Consider the following 3,429-nt stretch of genomic DNA (forward strand, 5'->3'; position numbering starts at 1 on the left):
CTCAATGGGCTGGCTGCGATCAGTCACCACCGGCAGTCCCGCCTTGCGCCAGGCATCGAGACCACCTTCGACCACATAGGCTTCGCAGGATTCGCCCGCGCGTGCCGCAAGCCGCGCCGAATTGGCAAGCGTGCGGGCGCCCGAACGGCAGTGGAAAATGACGGGCTTGCCGTCGTGGAGCGCAAGGTCCACCTCATCCAATTTCGACAAAGGTAGATGGCGGGCACCGGCGATGCGTTCACGGGCACGCTCATCCGCTTCGCGGATGTCAATGAGAATCGCACCTTGATTCAGAAGATGCCTGGCCTTCTCGGGGGTAACCGTTGGAAGGGTCATGGTCTTGTTCTCCTTGAGTGATCAGCGCCGTGATCGGGGCTTGGGCTGCGCGCAAAACAGAGCGTGAAGAGTTGCAAGGAGCTGTTCGATGCGCGGATCGGCAATCCGATACCAGAACACCTGCGAGTCGCGCCGAAAGGCAACAATCTTCTCATCGCGCATTTTTGTGAGGTGCTGGGAAAGCGCTGACTGACTAAGCCCGACGGCTTCGGCAAGCGAGGTAGCATTGCCCTCGCCCCATTCCACTAGCTTGCACAGGATCATCAGACGCCGCTCGTTGGCAAGCGCGCGAAGGATGCCCGCAACTGTGCTCGCCTGTGCTTCGAAGCTTCCGAGATCGAGTTGCTTTGTGTTCATCGTGTTATCATCCATTCAGTGTTGCTTATTTAGCGATTACTAATATATACGTCAAGCCTGACGCTCAGGATGAACCTTGCAACGGAGACAGCCATGGCCAGTAAACCGATGATCCGGGCCTTTTTTGACGAGCCCACCAATACCGTCAGCTATCTCGTGGCCGATCCCATAACCAAGCAAGCCGCCGTGATAGATCCTGTGCTCGACTACGATCACAAATCAGGCGAGGTCGACACCCGCTCGGTCGAAACGATTTTAAAAACTGCAAAGGAGCTTGGCTTGACCGTCGCCTGGGCCCTGGAAACCCACGCGCATGCCGATCATTTGTCCGGCGCGCCCTACATCAAGGCAAAAACCGGGGCAAAAATCGGCATCGGCGAGCACATCAAGGATGTGCAGCGCATTTTCCGCCCGATCTTCAACGCCACCGATTTGAAGACAGACGGCAGCGATTTCGACCATCTGTTCCGGGATGGCGAACGATTTAAGATCGGTGAGTTGGGCGTGGAGACACTTCACACCCCGGGCCATACCCCCGCGGACATCAGTTACAAGATCGAAGATGCCGTCTTCGTCGGCGATACGCTGTTCATGCCGGATTACGGCACTGCGCGCGCTGATTTTCCGGGCGGCGACTCCCACCAGCTCTATCGCTCAATCAAGCGACTGCTCGCACTGCCAACCGCCACGCGTTTGTTCATGTGCCATGACTACAAGGCGACCGGCCGCGATACTTACGCCTGGGAGACCACAGTTCAGGAAGAGCGTGACAAGAACGTCCATGTCGGCGGTGGTAAGACCGAAGCAGAGTTCGTCGCGATGCGCACGTCACGTGATTCCACGCTTTCGGCACCCACGCTGTTGCTGCCTTCAATCCAGGTCAACATTCGCGCAGGCGCATTTCCTCCCGCCGAAGACAACGGAGTGCGTTATCTGCGAATTCCGGTCACCTTCAAGGCAGATCGAAAAGCCAAGCCGTTGCCCGCTTGATCCAGCCGGACCAGGCGCACGACCCTTTGAAGACAGATGTGAGTTGCGCTACGATGCTTCAAATCCAAGGGAAGGAAGATTGGCCATGACCTATACGCTCGATCAATATTCGGCCGATTGCCGCTCGGCATTGTTAAAGGATCCCGGCCCGGCGGGGCGCGAGTTGGTACGCCAATACACCGAAAAGGCGTGCACCGATCCAGAGTTCGTTGCCAAGTATCTCGGCACGGATGCGGAAGCCGAGCGGAGAATTCTCTATGAGGACCCCGAACTGCACTTTTGCATTCTTGCTCATGTCTATAAGGGGGCGAAGAACAGCTCGCCACACGACCACGGCCCGAGCTGGGCGGTCTACAGTCAGGTGACCGGCGTCACCGAAATGACCGACTGGAAGCTTGTCGAAAAGCCCGCAAACGGGCGGCCCGGCAAAGTCGTGAAGGGCCGAACTTATGACTTAACGCCCGGCAAGGCTCACGTTTACAACGAGGGCGATGTGCATTCACCGCGGCGCGCGTCCGAGACTCGATTGATACGTATCGAGGGCGTCGATCTCACGAAGGTCAGGCGCGATAAATTTGAGATCGCGGCGTAATTGCCGCCAACCGGTCCATAGCGGATACGATGCGGAAACGTCCACGGCCGAATGCTGCACAATGAAGGCAGCATAGACTGCGAGGAGCGGCGCTGTTATTCGCTCCTGTCAATGTCGCTGTTAGCCATTGGCCTTAAACCGCGTCACAACCAACCTCGGATCGTCGCTTACGACCAATCGCCAAAGTCAGTCCCCAGTCACGCTAACGGCCGCTCCATCGGCAGGCTCAGGCAGCAACCGTGGGCAGGCGGTCACGCGCCCAACGCACAATCTGGATCGCAGACATCGCGCCAGACGTGCGTGCCACCTCTCGGCCTTCGTGGAACAGAATCATCGTCGGGATCCCTTGAATGCCGAGTCGAGAGGCAACTCGGCGCATGTGCGTTTGGCCATTTGGAGCTCCCATTCGAAGATACCGCTTCGCCCAGCGTTATCAAACCTGCCTCACATCTGATCAGCCGGATGCCGCTAATCGGCTAGTCCGGGCGACTGCTTTGGCAGATGACGTCAACGGGATTTCATCCACCCGATCGCCCGCTATAGTTTGTAACGACAAGAACCCATGCGCGAGGAAAAGCAATGCTGTTCATACACAACGACGTCGTCGCCAAGCTGCTCACAATGCGCGAATGCATCGATGCGCAGGAGCACGCATTTCGGCAAATCCCGTCCGGCGGCGCGGTCAATCGGCCACGGATCGACATGTACGTACCTTGCGAACGCGAGGACGGCTATTACCGTTGGGGCACGGCGGAAGGGACGAACGACGGTATATTCGCCATCCGGATGAAATCCGACGTGATCACTTGGCCGGTCGGCAAAGATGGCCAGTGGCGTGAGAACAAATATTGCATGAAGCCGGGTACGTTCCTTGGCATGATCATGCTGCTGAGCACGCGCAACGGCGAACCGCTCGCCTTCATCAATGACGGAGTCCTGCAGCACATGCGGGTTGGCGGCGGCGCCGGCATCGGCGCCAGGCACCTTGCTCGCAAGGATGCAAGCAGCGTTGGTATATTAGGCTCGGGCGGCATGGCGCGAACTTATCTCGAAGCGTTCCTCGTGGTCCGACCGATCAAACGGGCCAAGGTATTCAGTCCGACGCCGGCGAACCGCAATCGTTTCGCCGAAGAAATGAGCGCTAAGCTCAACAT

General features: G+C 58.0%; 4 protein-coding genes and 2 pseudogenes. 3 read left to right on the plus strand and 3 right to left on the minus strand.

Annotation, left to right across the window (positions count from 1 at the left end; translation table 11 throughout):
• Positions 1-336: rhodanese-like domain-containing protein (locus WB528_RS26290; protein ID WP_423892212.1), on the minus strand; the 336-nt coding region annotated here is incomplete at its 3' end.
• Positions 337-357: 21 nt separating this feature from the next.
• Positions 358-693, minus strand: coding sequence for an ArsR/SmtB family transcription factor (locus WB528_RS26295; protein ID WP_423892214.1), 336 nt, complete (start codon positions 691-693; stop codon positions 358-360).
• A 69-nt stretch (positions 694-762) separates the two neighbouring features.
• On the opposite strand from WB528_RS26295, the gene WB528_RS26300 reads away from it, so the two are divergent.
• Positions 763-1,683: an MBL fold metallo-hydrolase gene (locus WB528_RS26300; RefSeq protein WP_423892216.1), complete on the plus strand. Its 921-nt coding sequence runs from the start codon at positions 763-765 to the stop codon at positions 1,681-1,683.
• A gap of 85 nt (positions 1,684-1,768) precedes the next feature.
• Complete coding sequence (locus tag WB528_RS26305) at positions 1,769-2,275, plus strand: hypothetical protein (RefSeq protein WP_423892218.1); 507 nt, start codon at positions 1,769-1,771, stop codon at positions 2,273-2,275.
• Positions 2,276-2,501: 226 nt separating this feature from the next.
• Here WB528_RS26305 and WB528_RS26310 read toward each other — a convergent pair.
• Positions 2,502-2,645, minus strand: a pseudogene (locus WB528_RS26310) (thioredoxin family protein); the annotation flags it as partial.
• Positions 2,646-2,854: 209 nt separating this feature from the next.
• Between WB528_RS26310 and WB528_RS26315 the strand changes: the two are divergent.
• Positions 2,855-3,429 (plus strand): annotated as a pseudogene (locus WB528_RS26315) (hypothetical protein); the annotation flags it as partial.

Source organism: Bradyrhizobium sp. (assembly GCF_049586575.1).
In the GTDB taxonomy this organism is placed as follows: Bacteria; Pseudomonadota; Alphaproteobacteria; order Rhizobiales; family Xanthobacteraceae; genus Bradyrhizobium.

Excerpts from the sequence above, each read along its gene's own strand:
- WB528_RS26295 (WP_423892214.1), bottom strand. The coding sequence starts at position 693 with ATGAACACAAAGCAACTCGATCTCGGAAGCTTCGAAGCACAGGCGAGC.
- WB528_RS26300 (WP_423892216.1), top strand. The coding sequence starts at position 763 with ATGAACCTTGCAACGGAGACAGCCATGGCCAGTAAACCGATGATCCGG.
- WB528_RS26305 (WP_423892218.1), top strand. The coding sequence starts at position 1,769 with ATGACCTATACGCTCGATCAATATTCGGCCGATTGCCGCTCGGCATTG.